Source organism: Treponema sp. OMZ 305 (genome assembly GCF_024181325.1).
Lineage (GTDB): Bacteria > Spirochaetota > Spirochaetia > Treponematales > Treponemataceae > Treponema.
Genome location: NZ_CP051300.1, coordinates 683,810 through 708,418, shown reverse-complemented (window position 1 = coordinate 708,418; position 24,609 = coordinate 683,810). Strand labels below are relative to the sequence as shown.

Sequence of the window (24,609 nt, the reverse complement as noted above, 5' to 3'; positions counted from 1 at the left end):
ATATACTGCTTGGAATAAAAAGTCAAGAGAAAATTACAAAAAAATTTCTCTATATAAATTGCAAGAGGTATTGACAAAAAGAATATTGGGCATCTACCTGCGCACAAAGATATTAAAGGCACAGCGGAGAGTACGGGCGGCAAATGCACAGTTCACGGCTGCATACAACGAAGATATTCAAGGTGCGAAGACGACAAAGACGCTGCTGCAAAAAAAGGCACTACTATCAACTCTATTCGATGCAGTTCCTGCAAGAAGAAGAAGGCATACTGCAGAACGAAAGAACGTAATTGCTCCGTGTGAAAGTGGATACCTCTGTATTCCGCGCTGCGCCGTATTGCTTTTTATGAACCTTTACGCGACGGTTAAGTTCTTTACCCACCGTTCTTTTTTTAACTGATGTCCGGCGATGAGCAGCTTTAAAAAATCACTGAGCTTTGCAAGGCCGAACATTGCAACGGGTGAAAGCGCAGTACAGTAGGTAAAGATAATCATCACCGGTAGGAATACGATTGAGTTGACGCTGATATCCACCCATGCACCGAGCTGCGCATCGCCACCGGCGCGGGAAATTGCGAGCTGCGTGTTAAGGTATGACCACAGCGGCATATAAAGCGCGATAACCCATACGAGGTTCCGCGTAATGATATGCGAGGCGGGCGAAAGCCGGATAAACACAATGGGAATGATAAAAACGGTCAGCGCTTCGCAGATGCCGACAAAAATACCGAAGATAAAAAAGCCGGAAAGGAACCACCGCGCCTGCTTGCGGGCTTCATCTAATTTGTTCTGCCCCAGCGAGCTGCCGACAATGATACGCACACAGGTAAAAATAACCGGAAAGATTAAAAAGAAGATATTTGCAATCGTCCAACCGGCAGCCATACCTGCGACCACCTCCGCTCCGCCGCGACTGTTATACAGCGCCGCGACAATCGTTTCGGTACCTACCCACGAAATATCGGAGGCAAACACCAATCCGAGTTTTTTAAACATCTGCATAAACAGTTCCCAGCGTATTTTCCACAGCGCGGTAATCCGCACGTAGAACGCAGGCTTTTTAATATGCACGTAGATAAGCAGGAGTATAACTTCAAAACAGCGGGCTATCAGCGTCGCATAAGCCGCACCTTTTACCTCTAGCCGCGGCGCACCGAAATTTCCGTAAATCAAAATATAGTTCCCGCACGTGTTGATCAAAGTAGAGATAATCGCGCTGTACATAATGATCTTTACCATGCCAATATCGCGCAGGGAAGAGGTAATCGCGGTTGAAAAAGCTATCGGAATAAAGGTTAGAAGGATAACATGGAGATACCGCTGCCCTTCGGCTACAATTTCGGGCGCCTGCTGGTTTCCGTGTACCAAAAAACCGAGGATATATCCCGAAAAAAAGAATGAGAGAACCGTAAAGAGCGCGGCGCAGATCAGCATCATAATCTGCTTGAATCGATACGCCTGTTGCATTCCGCCGGTATCCTTCGCTCCGTTAAACTGGGACATAAACATACCGCCTGTTTCGGAAAAGGTGCTGATCGTCGTCAAAAAGAGGAAGGTAAATTGATTGGTGATATTGACCGCGCTCATTTTTATATCGCCCAGCCCGCCAACCATAAAATTATCAATCAGCGAAACGAGACTCTGCACAAAGGTCTGAATCATTACCGGTATGGCAAATCCAAGCGCTCGCCGATAAAAATGAGTCGGCCCAAGCGAAAATCTTTTAAATTGCATTTTCTGCTCTATAAATCATCCTTTAACGCGGAAGATTTTGCATAAGCCGTAGACTTTGCTTCGAAGAAGTCCGTTTTGATGAGGTTCGCGTTGCTGTATTGGCTTACCCAGCTCATGGAGACGGGTTCTTCGCGGTGCCCTTCGTATAAGGGTTCAAAGCCGAGGTTTTCGCAGCGGAGATTGCCGAGGTATTGAATGTAGTCGGTAACCATGCCGCGGGTCAGGCCGGGAATGTCATCCCCGATAACGTAATGCCCCCACGCAATTTCCTGCTCGCAGCCTTCGCGGATCATGCTGCGGAACAGCTCGTTGTTTTCCGGAGTGAACAGCTGCGGCTCTTCCTTTTGCAGCTCGTGGATAATCGAGCGGAACAACCACAGGTGTGTGTTTTCGTCGCGGTTGATGTAGCGGATTTCCTGCACGGAGCCAGGCATCTTGTTGTTGCGCCCAAGGTTATAGAAAAACATAAAGCCGGAATAAAAGTACACCCCTTCCAGAATATAATTGGCGACGGCAACCTTCAAAAGAGCCAGCGCGCTTTTATCATCCTGAAATTCATTGTATAAGTCTCCGATAAACTTGTTCCGCTTGAGCAGATGTTCATCATCCTTCCATTGATAGAGGATGGCTGTCCGCTCGTCGGGGGAGCAGATAGTGTCCAGCATATAGCTGTAGCTCTGCGAATGCACTGCTTCCTGAAACGCTTGAATGGTAAGGCAGAGATTCACCTCGTTTGCGGTGATGTATTGCCCGACATTCGGCAAGTTTGCCGTTTGGATGCTGTCCAAAAAAATGAGGAAGGACAGGATTTTATCGTAGGCAGTTTTTTCCGCGGGACTCAGCTTGCGGTAATCCTGCACATCGGTATTCATATTGATTTCTTCCGGTATCCAGAAGTTATTCATCGCTTGCCGGTACCACTCGCTCGCCCATGTATATTTCATATTATTAAAATCGTTGAGGTTGGTAGTGTTACCGCCTATCATCTTCCGTAAATGGACTTCGATGTCACCTGTTTCGTTAAAAAGTTTTTTACGGGCAAGTACGGTTTTGTTATCTATCATGATAATCTCCTATTTCCAACAGGTAATTGCTGAACACATTGATAACCGTTGTGTTTTCATAGACGGTTACCCGCGGCGCCTGTAAGTCGTAAAGATGAATATGCCCGTGTAAAAAGTAGCGCGGCTTAAACTTTTTTATGAACCATAAAAAGCATTTAAACCCTACATGGCACGGATCGGGACGGTCGTGAATACCGAAGGGCGCCGCATGAGCGACAAACACATCTAAATACCGTCCGTAACGCAGCTTGTTGTAAATGAGGCGCGGCACCAATGCAAGCAACTGCATCTTCATTTGATGTTCGGTGTACTGCCCGATATCGCTATTGTACCGGATACTTCCCGAAACTCCTGCAAAAAGCACATTGCCCTCTCGGCGTGTGGTAAAACCAAGATAGGTTGAACCGTATCCTTCAGTCCGCTCTTCCGCAATGGATTGCAGCGTTGCATTCGTCCTAAACTTTTTGTGATAATAGGGCAATGCGTTAAGATTATGGTTTCCGAACACAAAGAAGAGCGGTTTATTCAACGATGAAACGATAAATTCCAAATACTCCATCGGTAAATCCCCTGCCGAAATCACCAGATCGACATCTTGATACCGCTCTTTGATATTGACACTGTAAATGAGCGGATCAATTTGATCGGAAACACAGAGGATCTTCATGCTATATGCCTTTTATTGTTTTGAGGATTGACTCCAGTTTGTCTTTATCGATTAATTCAAACGGCCGATTTTCTGCAAAACTCAATGCAGCTCGCGAAAAACCGCTTGAGGTAATAACGACACCTCGCACCAACCCTTGAGTTTTCATCTGTTCATGCAGCGAGCGTAAAAAAGAATCACCGATGATGTCGCTATCCCGCGAATAAATAAAGAGTTTGGGCTGCTTGCGTACATTCATCCATTTTTCGGAGTTATCTTCCAATGCGATAATCGCACAGCCTTGTTTAATCTCTTTTTGAGACTGAACCGAAAGCGCAAAGGCTTGTTCCGTAACCGCTTTACAGAGTTTGAGGAACGCTTCCGCGCTGACGGTAAGATATTCCTTCATATAATCATTTGAACGGAGATCCCGATACTGGTTCAGTTTGTCCGCAACATCTTTATACTTCGGCGTTACCGTGTGGATTATCTCCCATTGTTCAATAGCCCTGTCAAGGTCTCTCATTTTTTCGTAGCATGCCGCAGCCGCATAACGGAGCCGCAACGTATCGGGATTCGTATTTTTTGCAGTTGTAAGTTTAAGCGCGCGATCAAATTCAAAAGCGGCTTTCTCGAGGCTGTTTGCATCAAGATAGCATAAACCGCGTTCGGTAAAACACTTTTGTCGAAGATCCGCATTGCGGGCTGCTTTTTCAAATGAAGCCAGCGCTTGCGCATATTCTTTTGATTCACGGAGCAGCCGCCCTTGATAGTACAGCGCAGTTGTATTATCCGGTTCAAGCTTCAATGCGGTAGCGATTTCCTGTTTTGCCTCGCTCATCAACTTATTGCGGAACAGAAGTAATCCGAGCGCTGCATGAGCCGCAGCATGTTTAGGATTAAGGCTAATCACTTGTCGGTAATGAAAAATAGCTTGTTCTGTTTTATTGAGTTGTTCAAAAAGCTGTCCGATTGCATAATAATATTCCGCATTTTGGGGATCGAGTTTTATCAGCAGCGCATATTCGGCAAGGGCTTCGGTATGTTGTTGAAAGCGTTCATACAGCTGTGCCGTTAAATTTCGGAATTCTTTTTCTTGCGCTTTCGATTCAAAGGTCGCCTTACTGATGGTTTTAAATTCCATCAATGCAAGTTCGGCACGACCGTCGGCCAAATAAGCCTTTCCAAGAAGATAATGGGCTTTCGTATCACGCGGGTTTTTTGCTATAATAGCTTTTGCCCGTTTAATTGCTGTCGCATACTTGCCGGCATTGATATATTTTTCTATTATAGCTGTTTTTTTCGGTGAAATAATCGAACGTATCAGTAAAAAAGCGAGTAATAGAATGAAAAAAGCAAGAACACTAATGAAACTAATAAGGTACAAAGACATAATTTTATGGTATAATTTTTGAGAGGTAATGTCAATGAAGCGTATTTGCCGTATACTATCGGCTCGGCAGTTAATTCCGATCATTATGTATCTGTTAACAGCTCTCACATCAGGCTTTACGGAGGATGCTTTAACGCAGGGAAAGAAATTGCTGCTGAATAATCAACCGGATAAGGCTGTTCCGCTTTTCTATAAGGCGGCGGCGGAAGGAAAGAACGATCCTAAAATCAATCTGTATTTGGGTGTATGCTATATCAGCCTCGGTAAATATGCTGAGGCCGAACAGCAGCTGTTGGCCGGCAAAAGTAAAGATACGGCGGGAGCCTATCTCTACTCCTATAATCTGGGAAATGTCTACTTTTTACAGAGCCGGTTTACCGAAGCGGAAGAGGCTTATACCGCAGCGCTGGCAGCACGCCGCGCCTATCCGCCGGCAGTATTGAATAGAGCGAATACCTATATTAAATTGGAACAATATCCGCAAGCATTGGAAGATTATAAATTTTATTTAAATCTCGACCCCGCTACTTCCCAAAGACAGGCAATTCAGCGTATGGTATCTCTTTTGGAATCGGAACAGCGTGAAGCGGAAATGATTCGAATGCAAGAAGAAGCGCGGAAGCTGGCGGAAGAAGCGGAGCGAAAGGCTGCAGAGGATCGGTATAAAAAGCTACAAGATGAAATAAATGCAAATTTACAATCGGTAGATAATGCTTCTTCTCTTTCCGTCGGTTCGGATGAAACGCTTGACTATTCGGAGGACTATAATCTTGAATGATTTACACAAATATTTAATCGGAACGGCAGCAGGTATTGTTCTATGTCTTTTAATTTGGGGCGGGTACTCTCTTATTTTCGGCGGAAAAGGGACAAATAATGTACCGATTTCAAAAAATGAACTGAACGGCGGCAGTATGGGAGCAGCTTCCGGGCAATCCTCCGATATTTTAGGAAATAACGATTTTTTTGTATCCGAAAATGACGGCAATGAGCTCACTCCGGAACAACAGGAACGGCTTTTGGCGGCACAAGCTGCCAATGAAAGTCTTGCAAAACAATACGGCGCTCAAGACGGAAGTAACGACGGAAGAGGCAAGCCCTATCCGGGAGTGTTCGGTGATGATGCGCTTGCGCTTAACCGCGGAATACAGGAGCAGGAAACGGGACAGGCAACCGGAAATCAAAAGCTTGAAGAAGAGCGCAATAGAGTACGCGACTACATTGTGCAAGGGAAAAGCGCCGCTCAAAAAAATCAGCTGGACAATGCGCTTACCGCTTTTGAACATGCTGATGAAGCGATGCCTGATGACAAAGATTTTGAAGCGGTCTCGTATTACGATATGGCATCATCACTCTTTTTATTATCGAAAACAGCGCCTGATGCTCAAACCGTTCAAAAAGCCCGCGATGAGGCGGAGCGGTATATAAAGAAGTCTCTTGCAGCTCGTAACAATACGGATGCCCGTGCGCTTTATAGTAATATTATAGACGAGTACCAAAAAGCGGCCGAAGCAAAACGGCAGCAGGCGCTGTTAGCCCAACAACAAGCGGCAGAACGCGCACGCAAAGAGGATCGAGCGGAACAGCAGCGAAGGCAGGTTGTGGAACTGATCGGACAAGGGAAGAATGCCGTAAACAAGCGGCAGCTGAATGGCGCTATATCCGCTTTCGATAAAGCGGCAGCCGCGATGCCGGACAATAAACAGTTCGCAAGCGATTCATACATGGATATGGCTGATGCAATGCTCAATCTTGCACAGCGCCTGTCAAATCCGAATGATTTACAGACGTCGCTAAATAAAGCCGAAAGCTATATTAAAGAAGCGCTCGCCGCACAGAACAACTCCGGCGCCCGCAATCTGTACGCTAAAATACTCGATGCACGCAAAGAGCAGGAGCGGCTTGCGCAGGCAAGAGCTGAGGCGCAGCGTAAACAGCAAGAACAGGCTGCCCAAGCTGCCGCGCAGAAAAAAGCTGAAGAACAGCGCAAAGAGCAGGAGCGGCTTGCACAGGCAAGAGCCGAGGCGCAGCGTAAACAGCAGGAACAGGCTGCCCAAGCTGCCGCGCAGAAAAAAGCCGAAGAACAACGCAAAGAGCAGGAGCGGCTTGCACAGGCAAGAGCCGAGGCGCAGCGTAAACAGCAGGAACAAGCTGCTAAAGCCGCTGCTCAGAAAAAAGCCGAAGAACAGCGCAAAGAGCAGGAGCGGCTTGCACAGGCAAGAGCCGAGGCGCAGCGTAAACAGCAGGAACAGGCTGCTAAAGCCGCTGCTCAGAAAAAAGCCGAAGAGCAGCGCAAAGAGCAAGAGCAGCCTAAAACCGCTGCACACAAACAGGTAGAAAACCTTATAGCGCAAGGGACAGCCGCAGCACAGCGTAAACAGCTGAATAATGCAATCCTTGCTTTGGACAGAGCAAGCCGCCTTATGCCTAAAGATAATGATTTTGCAGAAAAATCTTACCGCAAAATGGCTGACGCAATGTTTGGCTTGGCGGAAAATTCAACGGATAAGCAGACAAAAGCAGGTGCATTGAAAAAAGCCGATGAGTATATCAAAAAGGGACTCGCAGCAAAGAATACTTCCGAATCACAAGCCTTAGCTGCAAAAATTGCCGATGCGCAGTCGGCGCTGCAAGCGCAAACAAGCCCCTCTGCAAAACCGCAGACCGCACAGCAAACAAATGCGGCTGCTTCACGGCAAACACAACCAGCTGCACCGCAAAAAAACAATGCAGCAGCGAATAAGGCGAACCAAGCTAATACGGCAAATAATGCAAACACACAAGCGGCGGCTCAAGCCCGTGCAGCAGCCGAAGCTGCGGCCGCCAAAAAAGCACAAGCGGAGCTGTTAACTAAAAAACGCGAAGTAGACGCACTGGTGCAGCAAGGAAAAAAAGCCGCTGCAGCCGGTAATTTTGTCGCAGCGCAAAGCGCTTTCAGTAAAGCGGCGGGACAAATACCTTCCGGTGATGCGGTCTTTGCAGCTGAGCAGTACCGCGAAATGGCGGAGGCTATGCAGTCGCTTTCAAAGGCATCGCCGGCTAATAAAACTCAAGCGCTGAACGAGGCATCCGGTTATATTAAGAAATCGATAGCAGCTAAAAACGATGACGCAAAGGCTCATTATATATATGCTCAAATTGCAGATGTCCAAAACAATGCGGCGCTTGCAGTGCAGGAATTAGAGGCAGCCCGTCGGTTTGATCCGCAAAATGCTCAATACAATTATGAGTTGGGCAGAAAGTATTTTGCACAGAAAAAATATCCGCAGGCACGTACCGCTTTTGAGCAAGCGGTAAAATCAAATCCGCAATTTGAAGCGGCTTTTTTCAATCTCGGTATGACGCATAAGATTATGAATGCAAATGATGCCGCCCTTACGGCTTTTTCAAAAGCTGCTGCGTTAAAGCCGGATTACGTTCGGGCATGGATTGAAATAGCCCGTATGCAGGATAAAAAGCGCAATTACGGTGAAGCGATTAATAACTACCGAAAAGCGCTGGCGTTGGAACCGTCAAATACTTCCGCCTTAAAAGAGATGGCGCAAGTGTATTCAAAACAAAAGGATGCAAAACAAGCGGAGCGCTATTTTAAAGAAGCGTTAACGCTCGGTGATGCCGATCCGGTAACGTATTATAACCTTGCTGCGGTACAACTTGAACTCGGCAAGGCGGCAGAAGCGTTGCAAAATGCCCAAAAAGCATTAGCTGTTAACGATAAAGATGCCCGCTTCTTATACACGTATGGATTAGCGCTCGAAAAAAACAATCGGCTGCGCGAAGCCGAGGATTACTACAGCAGATCAGTTACAGCTGACGGAAACTATAGCAAGCCTCGTATCAACCTTGGGCGGATTCAGCTTGAAGCAGGGCGTCTTGATAGCGCGGAACAGCATCTATTAGCCGCATATCGGGCGGAGCCTTCAAATTTTGAAGTGAATATGAATTTAGGAAAGCTCTACGGGCTAAAAAATCAGTACGGAAAAGCTATCGATTATTATACAAATGCGATAAAAGCTACGCCGAAAGATATCGATGCACGGCAAAATCTTGCAGCTGTCTACTTATCAGCCGGGTTAAAAGAAAATGCGCGCGACACCTATCAGGCTATCATCAAAATAAATCCGCAAGCATGGGATAGTTACTATGAGCTTGGAAAAGTGTATATTAGTCTAGATAATAAAACGGAGGCAAAGGCGATTTTTGAGCAGTTACTTAAGCAAAAACCGAATTATCGCAATGCAGCCGAAGTTAAAAAGTTATTGGCTAATCTCTAAAAAATAGTAAGGCGAGGATAACGATTATGGCATCAGGAGAAAAGAAACGGTTATTAAATCTTCCTATTAAGTTGGTTTTAACGCAGGAAGGTTCAACTTTCTTTATTAAGCAAAATAAAAAACTGCTGCGATTTACCTTGGCAGGGAATGTTGAAGAGTATGGAATCTCTTTGGATTCTTTTGTCCCCGATAACATTCAACGCCTCATCCTCGCAAACTATATTTCAAAGATTGAAATTTCACAGTCTGAACTGGTTTCTTTACGCCAAGAAATTATGGACTTGTCAAAATTGATTGTATTTTCTCTATTATACCGTCAGTACGATATGTTCATATTTAAACAGATTTTAGCTTCACCGGTACTAAAAAAATGGAATAGATTGAACCCTGCAAATATTATCGATGAAAAAACGCACATCAATCAACACTATTTGGCGGCGATTTTAAAGAAAAATGAAGAACTCATCTATACAACAAAGAAAGAAATTCTTGCTCCGCTGTCTGCCTTTATCAGTAAAGAAGATCTTTCCCCCGCAGATAAAAATATGAAGCTCTTCTTGAGCGAAAAATTCCTCAATAATCTCCGGCCGTTTATTTGGTTTATCATTACCAAGTTTAAATCAGCTCCGAATTTTGACCTCATCATACGGACAATCCGTACCAGCTTGAATGAATATATCGACAAAACCAAAATAGCAGAATATATCTCGCTTGTGCTGATGGAGTTGATTTTAAGCGCAGAAAACATGAATATGCGAAATGAGGCAAAGCAGCTTTTCCCGAATATCGAAGATCCTCAAGACGCGCTTTTCGATCCGAAAGTTCGCCAATTACTTATTGCCGAACTGAGAAGAAAGGAAGAGAAAGTCTTTGTTTCATGGAAAATCGGAGGAGGAAGTACCACTTCTATCGGGACACAGGGAAAGATGCAGATTTCAGTGTACAACAAAGCAAAAGCGAGTTCGTCGGAAGCAATAAAAGCAAGTATAAACGACATGAAGAAAGCGGATATTAATAAAAATTCGCTCATTGATTTTTATCGTGCGCTACCGGAAGGCTCGGATATTTGCAGTCTTGGAATGTACTATATTTCGTATTTAATCGAGCAATGCGAAAGTAGAAATGTACACTTTGAATCCAGTGCAAACAAAGCCGCTTCCGATCTGACGGTTGTTAATCTTTCCTTTATGTTCTAGGCCGATGAAGCGCTTTTCTTTTCCGTGTCTGTTCTTTGTCGTGTTATTGTCGGCGGCCTGTTCATTTAATACACCATCCGTTACGCTTGTAAAAAAACAGCGGATATACAGCTATAACCGACAAGGCACCGTGACGGAGCGGTTGGCTGCTTTTGTATTACTTGAAGACGGCGATGGAAGAAACGATTATAAAGACTTGACGTTACGCGAAGATGCTACCGGTCTTGAATGGTCTTGCCATCGGGAAAATACCGTTTTTTTACAGGAAGCAGCATATTCAAAGAATGCTCAATGGATAGGTTCAAATAAGTTCAAATATCCTCGCCGTTTTTTTCCTGCGGGGCAATATACGCTTACCGCTTCCGATTTGGGTGGGAATAAAACGGAGACAACCTTTTCGTTGCAAGCGGCGCCGCAGATACTCACTTTCTTACCCTTTGAATTTACGCTGGAAAATGAGCAATGGACGTTACACATTACCGATAGTGCAGCGTGCGCATCCTATTCTTTGATTATGCTGAGCGCCGATTTACAACCGCTTTCCGTGTATCAACTACAACCGAACGGTGGCGACCGGCAAAACGGATCGCTTGAAGCGCTCGAAAATAGACCTACGGATGCGCGATATATCCAGTGTTTCGGAGAAAATACAGACCAATCGATCGGCTTTCTCAGTACACCGCTCCCGCTGCCGTAATTACTTTTCTGAATATTTAAGTTGACGATATTGTTAACTATGGTATATAATAAAAAGAATTAACAAGGAAAGCTTGATATGAGTGAAAGGTATCTATACCATCTCGTATTTTCAAACATATTATCAAAATGTCCATTCTTAAACATGAAAGAAAAGCAGTAATGAGATTTTCTTTTTATCGAAAAAAATTCCCTATAAAAGGAGATTTACCATGAAAAAGGCTGTTTCCATTCGCTTTAGGCTTTTGCGGGCAATCACTATAACGATCATTTCGATTATCAGCTTTATTAGCGCTGTTGTCGGCTATGAGCTTTATAAGAGAAATACCGAACAATTTAATGAGTTTACTGCTCAACAATTTTTCAATATCGAAAAATCGATCAAACTCCTCATTCAAAAAGGCGAAAACGTTGTAACCATGCTTGCTTCCCATCCTGCCGTGTTGGGCGCTGATGAAACTATTTACAATTATACGATAGAAGCGCAAAAATCGGGAATAATATATACGCATACCGGAAGATCGGAGCGGGAGCTTGTAACACTGTTTAGAATTATAGAAAAAAGTTTTACCGAGTTTCAAGATGTCTATATGGGAACCCGATGGGGTGGAATCGCCTCTTCATGGACAGGAGAAGATGAGCTAGGGTACGATCCTCGTCAAAGGCCATGGTATAAACAGGCGGCAGAAGCGAACGGCGATATAGTTATCACACCGGTATATATTGCCACAGATGGTACTCCCGTCGTAGCGGTGACAAAGGCTGTAAAAGACAGTAATGGTGCATTGCTAGGGTGTGTCGGTGTGGATATCAATTTAACGGATTTAACATCGTTTATCAGCAGTATCAGAATTGGAGATACGGGATATTGTATGCTTGTACAGGATGACGGAATGATTTTAGCGGATGCAACCCATAGCGCATTCAATTCTAAAAACCTAAGAGATGTCAATGCTGCTTTCTCGGAAATCATTCAAAAAAAGGAAGGGACTGTTTCTATTACAGTGGATGGAAAAAACAGAAAAGCCTATATCTTTCCGCTTCCCGAATTAGGATGGAAACTTATTATCATTGTAGAACAAAGGGAAATTCTCTCGTTGTTTTATGCGCTCGTCAGAATTATGCTCCTCATCGGACTACTGATGTTTGTTATTTATTTCACTTTGGCAATTATTGCCTCCCGGGCACTTAGACGTTATTTTGCACGGCTTGAGGCTATGTTTGCAAAGATTGCGGCAGGTGATCTTACCGACCGCATAACGATAAAACGCAACGATGAAATCGGACGGCTGATGATCAATTTGAATACGGCAACGGAGCATACCCACCGTATGCTCACCGTCTTAACAGAAGAGGCGGATAAAATGACTGCCATCGGCTCCGACTTATCAAGCAATATGGAAGAAACGGCGGCCGCAGTAAAAGAAATCGGCAGTAATGTTGCAACGGTAAAAGAAAAAGCTTTAATGCAAGCAACAGGTGTAACGGAAACGGCTGCGACCGGTGAGCAAATTCAAGGAAAATTAAGCCTGCTCGTTGAAGGAATTACAACGCAGTCGGAAAGCATTGCGCAGTCTTCGGCGTTAATAACACAGACCGCTGAGAATATCACTCATATCAACAAGGCGCTCGCTCAAAATGATGAATTGATTAAAATCGCATACGGTCAAATGAAAATCGGTAAAGATGGAGCGCGGACTGCAAATGAGATTGTTAAACAAATTGCAGAACGCTCCGAAGCCTTGCTCGAAGCGAGTCAGGTAATTCAGAATATTGCAAGTCAAACAAACCTTTTAGCAATGAATGCTGCTATCGAAGCAGCTCACGCAGGAGAATCAGGCAAAGGCTTTGCCGTTGTTGCCGATGAGATTAGAAAACTTGCCGAAGAATCCAACGTACAGGGAAAACAAATAGGCGCAGTTATTAAAGAATCGACGGAAATTATCGAGCAAGTTTCCAAGGCCGGTATGCAAGCGGAAAAGACCTTTACCGACGTGTACGAACTTATCAGCCAAATTTCGAGAAAAGAAGATTCTATTGTAGATCTGATGCATGAACAAGAGGAGAACGGATCGCAAGTTTTATCGGCCATCGAGACCATCAATAAGGTAACGAAAGCGGTAAGTTCCGCTTCCGTAGAAATGCTTGAAGGCGGTAGACAAATTGCTGCAGAGATGCAAAAACTAGCGGAAATTACACGGGAAACGACCGACAGCATGACCGAAATTGCTTCCGGCGCCGAACAAATAACCAATGCGGTAGAAGAAGTCGTGTCTATCACAGCGCAAAATAGAACCAGTATTGAGCATTTGGCGCAAGAGGTGGGAAAGTTCAAAATCAATTAGGGGAAGACTTTTCTTTTTTTTCGATAAAAAGAAAAGTCTTCCCCTATGACCCCATCTAAAGAAAAACGGCGACTTAGGGCTCTGCCCTAAGAACCCGCTTTATTTCCAAGGATGGTTCTAAGATAAAAGCAGGGCAGTTATGATTTTCACGATAACACGTATCAGTACCGCCACGGATGGCGGTGGTTTCATACAGGCACGAGATTTGCGCTTGTCACAAATCCGCACGAATCATCAATCAATCCGCCAATGCAACAACCGGATCCAGCCGAGCGGCTTTAACCGCCGGCCGGAGACCGAAGAAAATCCCAATGGTGATGGACACGGCAAATGCAATAACCGACCCTGATATATTCGGGCTAAAGACCATCTTAAAATTGTCGGACTGAAAGACGGTCTGTACCAAAAGTATGCTCAGTCCTCCGCCAAACAATATCCCGAATATACCGCCTGTCAAGCTCAACGTGGCGGATTCAACCAAAAACTGATTGCGGATAACCGCTTCGCTTGCTCCAAGTGCCTTGCGGATACCGATTTCCTTTTTCCGCTCTGTTACGGTAACCAGCATAATATTCATAATATTGATGCCGCCGACCAAAAGCGACATAACCGCGATCACCGTAAGCACGACGCTGACAAGCCCGATTTGCGAATTGATCCGGTTCATCAAGTCTTTTTCCGAAAACGTCCATAAGGCGTTTTCTGTTTTGGCAAACGAATCGGAAAATGCCTTTATCTGCGCCGTTGCTTCGTCAATATATGCCGGATCGTAAATCTGCACCGAAGCAATACTCGAATTGTTTTTGCCGATACCCATATCCTCCGCAACAAATGAACGCGGCACCATAAAGGAACCGATAGTGGAAAACCGATTGCGCGGCTTTACAACACCGCATACTTCAAATGAAAATGGAATAAACTGGCGCCCCTGATTATACGGAACGGTAAGTGTAACCCTTTTTCCAACCGCATTGCCTTCGGGGAACAGAACCTTTGCTTCATCTTCAACCAGAATAATCTTGTGCCGCCGGTTCGCAAAATCATCAAGGCTAAAACTCTTCCCATAAGACCATTCATACCCGCTCGCTTCAAGCACCCCGTATTCAATGCCGATTATCCGCTGATTTTTCAGATAAAACGAATTATGCGAAACCGTCGCATTGAAAAGACCTGAATAAAATACGTTTTCTACGTACGGTACATTTTTTTCCAACGCTTCGCGATACTTTTCGGTCAACTTGATATTCTGCTTTTGTTTATCAAAATCCCACCGAGGCTCGATATGAATCATATTCATCGTATCAAGATTAAATAACTTCGCCATGCTTACCTTCATGGAGCTTCCGATGTTACTGATAACCGTCACAACGGTAACGCCGATTGCAATGCCCAACAGGGACAGTACCGTCCGCAATTTTTTACTGCGGAAATTACCGAACGCATTGATAAAATCTTCCAACATAGCTGATCCTCAGGGTAAACGCATCAGTCTGATTTTTTTATATCCCCGCGGAAAAATTGATACTATTCGACCAGAGTTGAACCTCTTCGCGGTTCAAATGGTCTCACAGTCTCAATTTTTCCGCGATTTATATCTACTCGGCCTGATGCGTTTACCCCTCTTTTCTAAAAATAGTGCAAAATTTTATTCAAAATTTTGCACAAACGGAGATTATATGTACACTTATTCCTCCAGCGCCTTGACGGGATCGAGTTTGTATTATAAACATTTATGCAAAAATTCGGGGTTTCGGAATGCTTCGTCTATAATACGGCTTAAAACAGAACTGTACCCTTTGCCAAGTGCTTTGACTTTCCCGGCTGTTTCAGGAGAAAGTCGGATTGCTACGACCTGTTTTTTTCGGAGTTTGCGCTGTTCTTTTGCTATACGTGCAAATTCCTTTAGTTGCTCTTTTGTTAGAGGAGGACAATCTTCATCATATACAATTGGCATTTTTGCAGCTTGTCTAATCTCTTCGATTTGTTCTTTAGTTGGTTTTTCACTACCATAAAGAACCGATGTAACTATTGCCATAAAGTCTCCTTTCTGCCTTATTGGCAGGTCTTGCGGAGATAATCCGCGTCTTATCTCCTCGCTCAGTGTAAACAACAAATAACACCTTATCTACTTTTCCTATTGTGATAAGACGATCTTCCATATCGCTGTGGTTTACATCAAAAAATTCGATACGATTGTCATCATTGAAAACGAGCTTTGCAGTCTCAAATGAAATTTTGTGTATTTTTATATTACGTTGTTCTTTTTCATAATCCCATTCAAAAAGACGCTGTATTGTTCTTTCGTTCTCCATATTTTCACCATACAATATGTAATACTTTTTGTCAATTTTTTATAAGAAGGTTAAAGTGTGAAGCTCTATTCCGCAGGATGCAGTGTTTATGTTTCCTCCAGCGCCTTGACGGGATCGAGTTTGCCGGCCTGCCATGCGGGGTACAGCCCGAAGAAAATACCTGCGCCTGCGGAAATCAAAAACGCCATCAACGCACCCCGCATATTGAACGATAACACAACGTCGCTACCGCCTGAGAACTGAGATAAAATCGGCGTAACGGCAACAAGGCTGATTAAAAAACCTGCTGCAAGACCGATACCGCCGCCGACAATACTGATGGCTGCCGATTCCGTTAAGAACTGCGAAAGGATTGCCCCCGTCGTAGCGCCGATTGCTTTACGGATGCCGATTTCCTGTCGCCGCTCCGCAACGGTTACGAGCATAATGTTCATAATGCCGACACCGCCTATCAACAGCGAAAGCCCTGCAATACCGGATAGCACGGCGGCAATCATCGCAAGACTGCTCTGAATCTGCTTTTGCATCGATTGTGCCGACCATATCCGCACCGTATTTTTACTGTTTGCATATTCGTCGGATGCTGCTTTAATTGCCTCTTCAACCGCTTCGATATCCATGACTGTATCGTACAACTCAACATCAACCGAGTCAGCTTTCTTGCGGCCAAGCTGCATTGCCATAAACGAACGCGGTATCAGTACATACCGCTGCATCTGTCCCATTGCCGTTTCTTTTGTTTTAAGCACACCGATAACCGTACACGTAAAAAGCAGCGGCGCAGCATTTCCGTTATTTACCGATAACGTCAGCTTCTTGCCGACGGCGCCTCCTTCAGGGAATAAACCTTTGGCAATATCTTCCCCGATAATAACCTTCTGCGCACCGGTCATAAAATCCGAAGCGGTAAAACCCATACCGTAGTCAAGATGCCATTTCTGCGCTTCCATGTACCCGTATTCTATACCATAGCATTCTTTAGATCCGGCATTCAGTCGGCCGCGCATGACCGCAGCATTAAACGAATCAAACCAAAAAACGCGTTTTATCTGCGGTATCTTTTTTTTCAGCATATCAGCATAACGGTCATTAAATGTAATAGCAGCATTCCGCCACGACGAAGGCCACACGGCGACCATCGAACTGCTTAAATCCTTAAACACCAAAGCAACGCTTGCTTCCAGCGAGCGGCTCAAATTCATCGTAATAACAACCGAGCATACCCCAATCATAATTCCTAAAAGCGACAGGAGCGTGCGCATCTTATTGTGCCGGAAGTTCTGCAAGGCTGAAAGAATATCTTCAAACATGATCGCCGTCCCGTATGTGTTGTATATGTAATCTCATAGGTTCTCCTAGAAAACGTCCCGCCTAACATTTGCTTAATCTACATTGCCAAAGGCAAGGCCATGTTGAAGCGGGCGTTAGCTGTTTTCGCTTATTTCCTATGTCTTTTATTTCTGTTGTAATGTTACCACCTTCACAGGTTGTAATACATATCCTAATTTTTGCATAATATTTGAAAGTGTCTTGAATTTTACTGTTTCTGCATTTCCACTGCGTAAGTTTTGGATTGTGGTGGGAGACACTTTTGCTTGTTTTGCCAATTCTCTGACGGAAATATTTTCTTCTTCCATTTTTTCAATCATGAATTCTGAAATTAAAAACTCATTGTAGCCTTTTTCAAACTCAGCTTTAAATTTTGAGTTTTGCATTAATCTGTCAAATGTTGTCATAGTAAGTTCCTCCTTTTACGCGCAGTTCATAATCCTTTCTGCACTTTTCAGCCTTAGCTTTTTCTGTACGTGGTAATTTGTCACATTTCTTTTCAAAAGCATTTGTTATAATGATTTTCTTTCCGCTTGTGAAAAATGAAAGAAATCTGTCCGGATTGAGTTTAAATGCCCAAATTCCATCATGCTCAAAATTGAATTTCGTTTTATCTGCAATTTTTCCAAAATCGCCCATACGTTTTACCAAATATAACAATTTCATTTGCTGCTGGGAGTCAAGTTCATTGAAATAATCAAAGGGCTGACTTTTACCTTCTATTGTAAAATACCATTCTACAGTGAATTTTTCTCCCGTATATAAAACGTATTCTTTTTTATTCATGGTTAAATTGTAACAGTATATTGTTACAAAATCAAGCGTTTTTGTAAAACTTTCTTTACTTGATGATAATACCCATAACAATATGAGCATCGGAGCGTGCGCATCTTATTGTGCCGGAAATTTTGCAAGGCTGAGAGGATATCTTCAAACATGGGCTCCGTCCCGTATGTGTTGTATATGTAATCTCATAGGTTCTCCTAAAAAATTCGTAATATCTATCGGTCAAATTCTTTGCTAAAGAAAAAATAGCGTTACAAGAAGCGGTTAAAGTGCATAGCAAGGCAAAGTTGAATCAAGGGTATAAACGAGTATATTTGTATCAATAAATATTTTAGACACGATATAATTCTTCCCTTGTCCATTTCTCAAAAATTATCCGCCGTGTCGGAGATGATTTTTCCGTCTTTAAGGTGAATGGAGCGCGGCGCCATCGCACCGATGTCCGGATCATGGGTAACAATGATAACCGCCGTGCCTTGCCGGTTTATGTCAAAAAAAAGATCGAGTACGGACTGACCTGTTTCGGAATCGAGCGCTCCGGTCGGCTCGTCGGCAAGAATCAGCTTGGGACGAGTTACAAGGGCGCGGGCAATGGCAACACGCTGTTTTTGTCCGCCCGACAGCTCACTCGGACGGTGCTTGAGGCGGTTGCTCAATCCTACTTTATCCAGCTCTTCGGCGGCAAGCTTCTTCCGTTCGGAGGCAGGCAGCCCCTGATACCGGAGCGGTAGCATCACGTTTTCAAGAATGGTAAGCGTGGGCAGAAGAAAATACTGCTGAAAGACAAACCCGATCGTTCTATTCCGCAAAAATGCCAAATCTTTTTCGGTCATTTCGGCAGTGTTTTCTCCGTCAACATAGATTGCCCCTGCCGTCGGACGGTCAAGGCAGCCGATCATATTCATACACGTCGTTTTACCTGAACCGGACGGCCCCATAAGCGAAACAAAGCTCCCTTCCGGTATATCGAACGAGACGCTGCGCAAGGCATGTACTTCGTTTTCTCCCATAAAAAAGGTTTTTACCACCGAATCAAGGGAGACAATCATCCCTGTTTTCACTATGCGTCTCCTAGAAATCTCTATCGTTGTTCAGTTTTGCTTGATTTTTCAGCACATCGTTTTCTTGCACACCGGAGAGAATCTTCACAAAGCCTTTAATATACGGTTCGACGGTTACCGGAATTTCCTGTGTGGTATTGCCATCGATTTTATCGACAAACGGCTTCCCTTCCACATAACGGATGGCATCTTGCTCTACTATAAGCACTTCGGAGTCGGCGCCGGTTACGATGGTTCCATTAAAAGAATAACCGGGAAGAATTTTTTCCGGCGGATTATCCAGCCGGATCAGCGTATCGACAACCGTCCGCCCAAGGCTGGTTAAGCGTGCGATTGCCGGATAGGAGATAACCTCCGCCTGCACTTTAATATCCGGTTCGGCGGGGAATGTCATATCAACCTTTTGTCCGACTGCAAGCCGGGACGCATCGCTTTCGGCAATTTCGACCGTGGCTTTAAGAAAACTGCGGTCAATCAGTGTGCCGAAGGTATCTTTTGCCTTGGCGTATTGCCCTTGCGAAATCGTGAAAGCCGCAACGATGCCGTCAAATTTGGCATACACTTTGCGGTCGGCGAGCTGTTTTTCCAAAAGCCGCTGTTCCTGTTCCATCAAGCTCAGCTTTTGCGAGGCGCCGTTAATTTGCTCCCGTTTTATCGCAAAAGCATGTTCTGCAACAGCATAACTCTGTTTGTCGGTATCAAGCGCAAAAAGCAATGCGCCTTTTTTCACCCTGTCGCCTTCTTTTACCAGCACTTGCTCGATAAATCCCTCGCCGGGCGCTTCTAAAACCTGCGTTTGTGCCGCTTCGATATAACCGGACACCTCAATTTGATTATGTTCGATTTCCTTTTTTACCGTCAAAGGCGGCAAATCACCTGTTTTTGTATTTTTAGGCTTCATAAAAACATACCAGCCGCCTACCAACGCCGCTATGCATACAATAACAATAATTCTCGTTTTCCGCGATTTTCGCTGTCGTGCCGTCAGCGGCTGTTTATTGAGACTCATCGTGTCCTCCAAATTAGTTCGTATAAAAATTCGATTCGGGCGTATAGAAAATATTGATCACACCGAGTGCGAATGAATCGGAATCAATTTTTGCTATCTTATTTTTTAACAAATCTCCAATTATATTATTAGCAAGACAACTGCATCAAAAAAGATCCAGAACGGGTGTAAGACGTTTGGCGCAGTAAGTATAATGTCGCAAAGGTTCATTTTTGATACGGTAAAAACACCTCTTGAATTTGCGCATTAATCGCTGCGGTCAGCTCTGCTTTTATTTTTGCTATTTCTATATCGTTTTCACTAAATGTTGTACGTGCGGATTCTTGTTTCGGGAAAAGTAACACAGCAGGCGTGGTATGTAATATCTCTGCTATTTTTATAAGAGACTTATCGCTTACCCACGTTCTGCATCCTTCTATATCATTAATAGTTTGCGTAGAAAGCCCCGTTTTTTCAGCTAATTTTTCTTGCGTTAATGCAAGTCGTTTTCTGTATGTTTTTATATTTTGTGAAAGATATCCCCGTAATTCTATTTGAGTCATAGTAAAATATTACGATAAAAGTAGGTATTATCAACTTGGCAATAGTAAGTGCTGTGTATTATTATTAATTAGTCTTCAGTATTGAAGATAACAAGGAATCTCTAAAAGCTTCGTTTTTTAGCGATTACCAATAGTATTTTAAGGAGAATCTTATGAAAAAGATGTTTATGGGGCTTGTGGTGCTTACCGCTTTTATCTGCTTTGGATTTGCAGATGCAACTGATGCTTCTTGTGAAGATCAATCAAAAATCTGGAAAGAGCATGAGAATATGAATAAAAAAATTAAGAAAAATGCTCTGAGTAAGGATAAAAATCTTCAGCCGGTTATTGAAGCAGGTAATCAAATTATCGGCAACATGAAGAATGCTCAGGCGGTTGGTGAAGGTATCGGCGTTATGGGGGGGTGTGCTACGCATAGCGACAATTTCAGAGATTTCGGAAATTGTGTAACTTCTCATGACTACCAATCAGGAATCTTGCAGAATGCTCAGGCAGCCACTGAATTTGTCACTGTTACAGCGGCTTGCGCTACGCATAGTGACGATTTCATAGTCGAAACGGCAAAAAATCTCTTGCAATTCGGCCTTTCGCGGGAAAAGATAGCGCAAGCAACCGGTCTTACCAAAGCAGAGGTAGAAGCGATAAACTAATTCTTAATTAAAAAAGCCGTTTTATGTAGGATTTCCCCAACGCAAAACGGCTTTTCCTCAATTCTTAATTATGAATTCTTAATTCACTAATTAGTACCTAACTTCCACCCTATCGTATAAATTACTTTTACCGTGCCCTTTGATCTTGTACTGGCTTCATTCTCTCCACCATCGTCCATATTTTTATATTTTTTGTCTTCGTCATGTTTATAGCCGTTGTTATTAACCGTATACGTAATAACAAAGTCTTTTTCTTCGCCATCGGCAAGGGTAAAATTTTCGTCATAGGAGATCGTTACACGCTCCGGCTGATTAAGTTGTAGTGCAGCTGCATCTAAACGCCATGTTCCGGTAGTTTCGTTGTAGACAAGTTTAATGATGCTGTTATTGTCTAAGGGCTGCTTGGGGTATACCGGTCCGCCGCCTGCGAATGTCTTTTCAGTACGCCAAAAATCATGTTTGTTTGATTTTATCAGGTATGTTTGAAGTAAAATATTCATCTCTGAAAAATCAGAGAAATTCTTAGCTAGCGCAACATTATTGTCTTCCTTATCCTTCCCTAGTTTTATGTAATCGTTCTCTTTCACATATTCACCGTGTCCCCCGTTTGTGATTCCTGTGAGCAAGCCATCTGATCCTTCAATAGGAAAGTCGTATTTCCATTGTATGTTATCCGTACCGCCATTTGCATTTACCGTAACGGCAAGATCATGAGCAAAATGAGCACCGTCAATATATTTATGGCTGAAGTGATCGCCGTCTGCCGTACACCAAGACTGTAAACTTTCATTGTAAATCTTAGGCGTTACGGTAAGGCGCATCTTCGGCTCAAAAGAAATCGAAACGGTAACATTTTCGTTCCCGACCGTTAATAACGCCAAGGTGTTATCCGGCAGTGAAGCCTCAGGCGTAATACCTGCCCATTCTTTGACAATGTACCGGGGCTTGGGGGTTGCGATAAATTTAACCACACCGCCTTTTTTTACGTAAGAACCCGAATCTATTACCTTTCCGTCATAAAGGGCGGTAAGAGAGCCGCCGTTTCCGTCCACGGTAAAGATAACCTTATACGCTTCTTCAACTTCAATTGTCACGACGTCGCTTTTCCGTGTTGCGGTTTTGTTTCCGTCAGCGTTATTGTTTGTGTTCGTAACAAGGCAATAATAATATGCAGTACCGGTGGAAGACGTATCGGGTTCACACAGGTACGCAGCTTGATCGCTCGGTTCGCTTACGGCGGCTCCTTCCTCTGCGGGGTTTGTGGTCTTATACCATTGATATGAAAGTTCACCACCGTCTACCGAAACCGCTTCTATACCGAGCTTTATTTCGGCAGTGACATTTATCGGAACGGTTTGGCTTTCAGGTTGTTTTGTTATTTTAGGCGGTTCGGCGTCGACACTTATCGGCCCCGTCCCGTTTAAAATACACAACCGTGCGGATTCCGATTGTACCTCGGCAACCTGTCCGTTAGCGGAATTCGTGTTCTTTACGGCACAATAACAATGTCCGTTTATTTCAGAGGAGGTATCCGGCGTATAAACGGCTGCATTTGCCCCGGAAATTTCTTCTACACTGCCGCTTTCCTTATCCTTTTTATACCATTGATATGAAAGCACCTCTCCTTCCGGAACAGGTAAAACCTTTACTTCAAGCGATACGGCATCTCCCACCCGCGCATAAACGGAAACAGGCTGCCCTACGATAACCGGTTCCGATACCGTATAATGGGGGTTTACCTCCGTGGTAACTTCCGTCTTCTTTATTATGATATTTTTTCGATACGGCGAATAGCCCGCTTTTCCCGGACTTCTACCGGCAGGTTTGTCGTAAGCGGGGTTTTTCTGCGCATGGTAATTCGCTGCATTTATATTATCCTTTATCCATTGATACAATATCACAGAACCGTCTTCTTTTACATATCCGACAGGATCGCTCATATAAAACGGTTCTTCAAATTGGATATGATCACCTACAGAAGCAGCAGCATAGTCAGTCCATTCCGTAGGGAGCTTGTTGCCGAGAATATTTTTTATCTTAGCCGGATCACTATAATAAAAAAGGAACTTAGAATAGCGATCTACACAGAACATGGAATTATCGGATTTTATGCCGCCAGAAGCATCAGCAGTAAAGCGGTAAAAATAAAATCTATTGTCATGAGGATTTGGAACCGGCGTATAAGAACCTTTCGCCCATCTTTCTGCTCTGGTCTTATACCGATAAATTTTTATATTATCTATAGCTTTAAGACCGGAACCTATTTCAGATGGAATATTATCACAAATATCAGGTGTTCCACTCCACACTTTAGGGTCAGGGTCAGGGCTTGCATTCCATGATCCGGGATTAAATTTATACGAGGCGATAATACCCGACATAGAAGGCATGTGCAGAACCCATTCGTCGAATTTGGACGCGGGGAACTCATAATTTTCATCGTAATGGTCAAACGGATTGACTTCTTCGGTTACGGTCGTAACCTTTACAATGTATTTTTTGTTGCCGTGCTTATCCCGCGGATTATATACCGCCGCAGCATCTTTTTTAAACGTAAACTCGCGTTCCCATTCTTCGTATTTTCCTTCTTTTGCAGAAATCTTAAATTTTGCGGATGCGGTCTTTCCCTGAAATACCAGTTCCGGCGGCGTCATTTCCGCAGCTATATAGCCGAATGTCTTAAACGATAAGATTATATCGTCCGCGGTAAGCTTCTCCGTATTTTCCGGTATGCTTATACTACCGGCGATATTGCCGGGCACACCCCGTACATATAAGGCTTCAAGCTCTAAGGCTTCCGCTCCGTTCTCCGGTTTTTCAGCTCTGGTTACGCTGATAACATGTGCAAAATCTTTATATTGCCCCTTCAGTCCCCTAACAAACAGTTTGATTTCGGTTTCTTCGTTCTCCTTTAAAGACACGGGGGCGTTTTCCACTTCTACTGGTATTACGGTTTGGGTTTCACCGTATAAGAATTCAGCCTGAATTTTAGAAGCAACAATAACATTTTCTTTATAAGGAACCGTAACGTTCCCCGCCATTGCGTCGATACCGCAAACGGTAAGGCGTTTTAATTCCAATTCATACGGTTCGCTCTGCGTAATACTCAGCACTTTTTCCTGCACGGCATATTTCCCGTCAGGATCCGCTATTTTTATAGTAACGGGAACAACCTGTCCGGCGCTTAATGGAACGCTGCCTCCATTCAGCTTTACCTCTACTGAAAGCGCATCCTTCCGGGAAAGAGATGTTATCGCCGTAACCGTTATGTTCTCAGCCGTTATTTCCGTAACATCGGCAGGAACAGTAACGACATAGGTATTTGCCTCCGAAAATTTCTTTATTTTATCCGCATCATCGGTCGGAGTTTCCGCCAGAACAGGGACGACATCCAATCCTTTTACCTGTATGCCGGTAATAACAAAACTGCCGGAAGAGGATGATGCCGACCGCGGATACCACGGGGTACCAATTGCCGGTTTACATGCTGAAAACACACAAAGCGCAACAGCAGTAAAGCACGTTAAAGAAACCGTATTTATAATCTTTTTAGACAAGCGCATAAGAACTCC

General features: G+C 44.0%; 21 protein-coding genes. 7 read left to right on the top strand and 14 right to left on the bottom strand.

The genetic code is table 11. The features are described 5' to 3' along the window. Window positions 1-70 precede the first annotated feature (70 nt). Window positions 71-400, top strand: coding sequence for a hypothetical protein (locus ABK01_RS03200; RefSeq protein ID WP_253676223.1), 330 nt, complete (start codon window positions 71-73; stop codon window positions 398-400). Here ABK01_RS03200 and ABK01_RS03195 read toward each other — a convergent pair. Genes ABK01_RS03195 through ABK01_RS03180 form a run of 4 tightly spaced genes read right to left on the bottom strand, consistent with a single transcriptional unit; the run spans window position 355 to window position 4,837 of the window. Then, window positions 355-1,734, bottom strand: a complete 1,380-nt coding sequence (locus ABK01_RS03195; RefSeq protein WP_212566034.1) for an MATE family efflux transporter — start codon at window positions 1,732-1,734, stop codon at window positions 355-357. The genes ABK01_RS03200 and ABK01_RS03195 overlap by 46 nt on opposite strands. 8 nt (window positions 1,735-1,742) lie before the next feature. Continuing rightward, entirely contained in the window at window positions 1,743-2,798 is a 1,056-nt protein-coding gene (locus ABK01_RS03190) for a ribonucleotide-diphosphate reductase subunit beta (protein ID WP_212566033.1), read from the bottom strand. Further along, window positions 2,788-3,465: a metallophosphoesterase gene (locus ABK01_RS03185; protein ID WP_212566032.1), complete on the bottom strand. Its 678-nt coding sequence runs from the start codon at window positions 3,463-3,465 to the stop codon at window positions 2,788-2,790. The genes ABK01_RS03190 and ABK01_RS03185 overlap by 11 nt, the downstream gene beginning before the upstream one ends. Window position 3,466: 1 nt before the next feature. Next, window positions 3,467-4,837, bottom strand: a complete 1,371-nt coding sequence (locus ABK01_RS03180) for a tetratricopeptide repeat protein (protein ID WP_212566031.1) — start codon at window positions 4,835-4,837, stop codon at window positions 3,467-3,469. A gap of 34 nt (window positions 4,838-4,871) precedes the next feature. Here ABK01_RS03180 and ABK01_RS03175 point away from each other — a divergent pair, with 34 nt between their 5' ends. The 5 genes from ABK01_RS03175 to ABK01_RS03155 all read left to right on the top strand — a co-directional run bounded on the left by ABK01_RS03175 (window position 4,872) and on the right by ABK01_RS03155 (window position 13,348). After that, on the top strand, window positions 4,872-5,615 hold the full coding sequence (locus ABK01_RS03175; RefSeq protein ID WP_212566030.1) for a tetratricopeptide repeat protein: 744 nt from the start codon (window positions 4,872-4,874) through the stop codon (window positions 5,613-5,615). Then, window positions 5,608-9,111, top strand: coding sequence for a tetratricopeptide repeat protein (locus ABK01_RS03170; RefSeq protein ID WP_212566029.1), 3,504 nt, complete (start codon window positions 5,608-5,610; stop codon window positions 9,109-9,111). The genes ABK01_RS03175 and ABK01_RS03170 overlap by 8 nt, the downstream gene beginning before the upstream one ends. Before the next feature lie 26 nt (window positions 9,112-9,137). Then, the gene (locus ABK01_RS03165; protein WP_212566028.1) at window positions 9,138-10,307 is read left to right on the top strand and encodes a DUF8084 family protein; all 1,170 of its coding nucleotides are present in this window, start codon (window positions 9,138-9,140) and stop codon (window positions 10,305-10,307) included. Window positions 10,308-10,311: 4 nt separating this feature from the next. Next, a complete protein-coding gene (locus ABK01_RS03160) occupies window positions 10,312-11,004 on the top strand; it encodes a hypothetical protein (protein WP_253676222.1) in 693 nt (230 codons plus the stop codon). Window positions 11,005-11,215: 211 nt separating this feature from the next. Beyond that, window positions 11,216-13,348, top strand: coding sequence for a methyl-accepting chemotaxis protein (locus ABK01_RS03155; protein WP_253676221.1), 2,133 nt, complete (start codon window positions 11,216-11,218; stop codon window positions 13,346-13,348). A gap of 238 nt (window positions 13,349-13,586) precedes the next feature. Here the strand turns inward: ABK01_RS03155 and ABK01_RS03150 are convergent, their stop codons facing one another. From ABK01_RS03150 to ABK01_RS03110, 9 genes are all read right to left on the bottom strand, one after another. Then, window positions 13,587-14,810, bottom strand: coding sequence for an ABC transporter permease (locus ABK01_RS03150; RefSeq protein ID WP_253676220.1), 1,224 nt, complete (start codon window positions 14,808-14,810; stop codon window positions 13,587-13,589). Window positions 14,811-15,068: 258 nt separating this feature from the next. Further along, window positions 15,069-15,383, bottom strand: a complete 315-nt coding sequence (locus tag ABK01_RS03145) for a BrnA antitoxin family protein (protein WP_253676219.1) — start codon at window positions 15,381-15,383, stop codon at window positions 15,069-15,071. Further along, window positions 15,352-15,660, bottom strand: a complete 309-nt coding sequence (locus ABK01_RS03140) for a BrnT family toxin (RefSeq protein ID WP_253676218.1) — start codon at window positions 15,658-15,660, stop codon at window positions 15,352-15,354. Before ABK01_RS03140 ends, ABK01_RS03145 begins: the two co-directional genes overlap by 32 nt. An 86-nt stretch (window positions 15,661-15,746) precedes the next feature. Continuing rightward, window positions 15,747-16,970 (bottom strand): ABC transporter permease, encoded by a 1,224-nt coding sequence (locus ABK01_RS03135; protein ID WP_253676217.1) that lies wholly within the window; start codon window positions 16,968-16,970, stop codon window positions 15,747-15,749. A gap of 144 nt (window positions 16,971-17,114) precedes the next feature. After that, entirely contained in the window at window positions 17,115-17,396 is a 282-nt protein-coding gene (locus ABK01_RS03130) for a helix-turn-helix domain-containing protein (RefSeq protein ID WP_212566025.1), read from the bottom strand. Then, window positions 17,383-17,775 carry a type II toxin-antitoxin system RelE/ParE family toxin gene (locus tag ABK01_RS03125; protein WP_230974568.1) on the bottom strand — a complete coding sequence of 131 codons (393 nt, stop codon included), beginning with the start codon at window positions 17,773-17,775 and terminating at the stop codon, window positions 17,383-17,385. Before ABK01_RS03125 ends, ABK01_RS03130 begins: the two co-directional genes overlap by 14 nt. Window positions 17,776-18,140: 365 nt before the next feature. Further along, window positions 18,141-18,824 carry an ABC transporter ATP-binding protein gene (locus ABK01_RS03120; protein WP_253676581.1) on the bottom strand — a complete coding sequence of 228 codons (684 nt, stop codon included), beginning with the start codon at window positions 18,822-18,824 and terminating at the stop codon, window positions 18,141-18,143. A gap of 22 nt (window positions 18,825-18,846) precedes the next feature. Continuing rightward, window positions 18,847-19,845, bottom strand: a complete 999-nt coding sequence (locus tag ABK01_RS03115; RefSeq protein WP_253676216.1) for an efflux RND transporter periplasmic adaptor subunit — start codon at window positions 19,843-19,845, stop codon at window positions 18,847-18,849. 206 nt (window positions 19,846-20,051) lie between these two features. After that, window positions 20,052-20,387, bottom strand: a complete 336-nt coding sequence (locus ABK01_RS03110; protein ID WP_212566023.1) for a helix-turn-helix domain-containing protein — start codon at window positions 20,385-20,387, stop codon at window positions 20,052-20,054. Between the two features lie 152 nt (window positions 20,388-20,539). Between ABK01_RS03110 and ABK01_RS03105 the strand changes: the two genes are divergently transcribed. After that, window positions 20,540-21,037, top strand: coding sequence for a hypothetical protein (locus ABK01_RS03105; RefSeq protein ID WP_253676625.1), 498 nt, complete (start codon window positions 20,540-20,542; stop codon window positions 21,035-21,037). 86 nt (window positions 21,038-21,123) lie between these two features. On the opposite strand, the gene ABK01_RS03100 is transcribed toward ABK01_RS03105, so the two are convergent. Next, the gene (locus ABK01_RS03100) at window positions 21,124-24,600 is read right to left on the bottom strand and encodes an immunoglobulin domain-containing protein (RefSeq protein WP_253676215.1); all 3,477 of its coding nucleotides are present in this window, start codon (window positions 24,598-24,600) and stop codon (window positions 21,124-21,126) included. Between the last annotated feature and the right edge of the window lie 9 nt (window positions 24,601-24,609).

What these genes read in the sequence shown, in the direction of transcription:
- ABK01_RS03195 (WP_212566034.1), bottom strand. Translation starts at nt 1,734, where the DNA reads ATGCAATTTAAAAGATTTTCGCTTGGGCCGACTCATTTTTATCGGCGA.
- ABK01_RS03190 (WP_212566033.1), bottom strand. Translation starts at nt 2,798, where the DNA reads ATGATAGATAACAAAACCGTACTTGCCCGTAAAAAACTTTTTAACGAA.
- ABK01_RS03185 (WP_212566032.1), bottom strand. Translation starts at nt 3,465, where the DNA reads ATGAAGATCCTCTGTGTTTCCGATCAAATTGATCCGCTCATTTACAGT.
- ABK01_RS03180 (WP_212566031.1), bottom strand. Translation starts at nt 4,837, where the DNA reads ATGTCTTTGTACCTTATTAGTTTCATTAGTGTTCTTGCTTTTTTCATT.
- ABK01_RS03175 (WP_212566030.1), top strand. Translation starts at nt 4,872, where the DNA reads ATGAAGCGTATTTGCCGTATACTATCGGCTCGGCAGTTAATTCCGATC.
- ABK01_RS03165 (WP_212566028.1), top strand. Translation starts at nt 9,138, where the DNA reads ATGGCATCAGGAGAAAAGAAACGGTTATTAAATCTTCCTATTAAGTTG.
- ABK01_RS03160 (WP_253676222.1), top strand. Translation starts at nt 10,312, where the DNA reads ATGAAGCGCTTTTCTTTTCCGTGTCTGTTCTTTGTCGTGTTATTGTCG.
- ABK01_RS03155 (WP_253676221.1), top strand. Translation starts at nt 11,216, where the DNA reads ATGAAAAAGGCTGTTTCCATTCGCTTTAGGCTTTTGCGGGCAATCACT.
- ABK01_RS03150 (WP_253676220.1), bottom strand. Translation starts at nt 14,810, where the DNA reads ATGTTGGAAGATTTTATCAATGCGTTCGGTAATTTCCGCAGTAAAAAA.
- ABK01_RS03145 (WP_253676219.1), bottom strand. Translation starts at nt 15,383, where the DNA reads ATGGCAATAGTTACATCGGTTCTTTATGGTAGTGAAAAACCAACTAAA.
- ABK01_RS03140 (WP_253676218.1), bottom strand. Translation starts at nt 15,660, where the DNA reads ATGGAGAACGAAAGAACAATACAGCGTCTTTTTGAATGGGATTATGAA.
- ABK01_RS03135 (WP_253676217.1), bottom strand. Translation starts at nt 16,970, where the DNA reads ATGTTTGAAGATATTCTTTCAGCCTTGCAGAACTTCCGGCACAATAAG.
- ABK01_RS03130 (WP_212566025.1), bottom strand. Translation starts at nt 17,396, where the DNA reads ATGACAACATTTGACAGATTAATGCAAAACTCAAAATTTAAAGCTGAG.
- ABK01_RS03125 (WP_230974568.1), bottom strand. Translation starts at nt 17,775, where the DNA reads ATGAATAAAAAAGAATACGTTTTATATACGGGAGAAAAATTCACTGTA.
- ABK01_RS03120 (WP_253676581.1), bottom strand. Translation starts at nt 18,824, where the DNA reads ATGATTGTCTCCCTTGATTCGGTGGTAAAAACCTTTTTTATGGGAGAA.
- ABK01_RS03115 (WP_253676216.1), bottom strand. Translation starts at nt 19,845, where the DNA reads ATGAGTCTCAATAAACAGCCGCTGACGGCACGACAGCGAAAATCGCGG.
- ABK01_RS03110 (WP_212566023.1), bottom strand. Translation starts at nt 20,387, where the DNA reads ATGACTCAAATAGAATTACGGGGATATCTTTCACAAAATATAAAAACA.
- ABK01_RS03105 (WP_253676625.1), top strand. Translation starts at nt 20,540, where the DNA reads ATGAAAAAGATGTTTATGGGGCTTGTGGTGCTTACCGCTTTTATCTGC.
- ABK01_RS03100 (WP_253676215.1), bottom strand. Translation starts at nt 24,600, where the DNA reads ATGCGCTTGTCTAAAAAGATTATAAATACGGTTTCTTTAACGTGCTTT.